Below are 1,809 nucleotides of genomic sequence, written 5' to 3'. Positions count from 1 at the left end.
GAGCTTGACGCCTACCTGGACCACTACAACCGCCGGCGACCCCACCGGGCCTTGGGGGGCCTGGCCCCTTTAGAGTACCTGGCTAGAATACGGGGAGAGGCGGTCCCCACAGAGTCTCAAATGTGTTGACCGACTACAATCTCTTGACAGCGGCAACTCTTGAGTATTAGCGTAAGCGCACAACAACAAAGGAGGTTTTCAGATGAAAGTATGGCTGGTTTGCGCAGTGCTCCTGGTTCCAATCGCCTGGGCGCAAGACAAGTCGGTGCGGGTGGGTTTGCAGGCGGGGGGAACCCTCTCATGGATCATGCTAGCCATTGAACGTTACGGTCTAGGGAGGGAGCTGGGCCTCGAGGTCAAGGCCACCACCTTCGCCAGCAAGGACGCCAACCGGCTGGCCTTGCGCTCGGGTGAAGTGCAGATTGTGGTGGACGACTTCGTGGAGGTGCAGCTCCTGCGAGACCGGGGCTTTCCAGTACGGGCCATCCACCCCTACAGCTTGCTGACCGGAGGCGTGGCGGTGCCGGTCAAAAGCCCCATCCAGAGCCTGGCCGACCTCAAGGGGCGGAGCATAGGCACCACCAGCCTCACTGACAAAACCTTCCTGATGCTTAGGGCCCTTTGCATCCGCAAGCACGGCTTCGACCCGCTGCAGCAGAGCAAGGTGAGCGCAGTGGGCTCGCCTTTGATGGCCGAGCTGATGGAGCGGGGGCAGCTCGAGGCGGCCCTGCCCCTGTGGCATCACCTGGCCCGCATGCAGGCCACCGGGCAGTACCGCGAGCTCCTCAGCTCGGCCACCATCCTGCGCGAGCTGGGCCTGCCCACCGATGTGCCGCTGCTCTTCATCATCGCCCGGGAGGACGCCGACCCCGAGGCCCTGCGCCGCTTTTTGCGGGCGGTGCAGCTAGCCTCGGAGCGGATGAAGCAAGATAGCGCCATCTGGGAGGCCATTTTGGAGGCCCGGCTCTACGCCTTGCCCGATAAGAGCCAGCTCCCCGCCCTGCGCAAGCGCGGGGAGAGCGGCCTGCCGCAGCGCTGGGATGCCAGCTCGCTTATCTCCTTGCGCCTGCTGGTGGAGCGGCTTCTGGCGGTGGCCGGGCCGGAGATTGTGGGTATCGAGCGGTTTGACCCCAGGGCCTTCAGCACCCAGTTTGCGGTGGCGCTGAGGTGAGTGCTTCCAGTGTGACCCAGGCTAACCTGGTTGTCCGAAGCTGGCTTTATCGCGGGGCCTCTTACGCTTCTATCCTACTAGCCTGGTTGGTTCTTTCGGCCTGGCTGGGCCCCAAGCTGATGCCGGGGCCGGGGGAAACCTGGGCCTTCGTGCAGCGGGAACTCGAGCGCGGGGTGCTGCTCGTCCAGGTGGGCATCACCCTTCAGCGGGTGCTGCTGGCCTTTGCCCTGGCTATGGGGGTGGGCCTGGCGCTTGGCTTCGCCTCGGGCCGTTCCCAGCGCTTCGAGGGGCTTCTGGAGGGCTGGGTAGCTCTGGGGCTGGCGATTCCCCGCATTCTGCCGATTGTGGTGGCCTACGTGTTGTTGGGCCTCAATGAGCTGGCCGCGGTGCTCTCGGTTTTTCTGATTGTGCTGCCCACGGTGGTGGTGCAGGTGCGCGAGGGGGTGCGGACGCTCGACCCCAGGCTCTTCCAGATGAGCCGGGTGTTCGGCAAGGGGGCTTTGGAGGTGCTCTACTTCGTAGCCTGGCCGCAGCTGGCACCCTTCGTCTGGGGCACCGCCCGGGCTACTTTGTCCTTGTGCTGGAAGATGATCGTCTTCGCCGAACTGCTGGGCCGCACCAGCGGGGTGGGCTACCAG

General features: G+C 64.7%; 2 protein-coding genes and 1 pseudogene. All 3 read left to right on the top strand.

Features of this window, described 5'->3' with window-relative positions; translation table 11 throughout:
* Positions 1-170: pseudogene (locus tag NZ849_RS06250) on the top strand (integrase core domain-containing protein); the annotation flags it as partial.
* Between the two features lie 32 nt (positions 171-202).
* Positions 203-1,171 (top strand): ABC transporter substrate-binding protein, encoded by a 969-nt coding sequence (locus NZ849_RS06245; RefSeq protein WP_295405409.1) that lies wholly within the window; start codon positions 203-205, stop codon positions 1,169-1,171.
* 86 nt (positions 1,172-1,257) lie between these two features.
* A partial coding sequence (locus tag NZ849_RS06240; protein WP_295405407.1) for an ABC transporter permease occupies positions 1,258-1,809 on the top strand: 552 nt, incomplete at its 3' end.

This window comes from Meiothermus sp. (genome assembly GCF_025060375.1).
GTDB lineage: Bacteria > Deinococcota > Deinococci > Deinococcales > Thermaceae > Meiothermus.
Note: the sequence above shows the minus strand (reverse complement) of the source record. Positions and strands in the feature narration are given on the sequence as shown.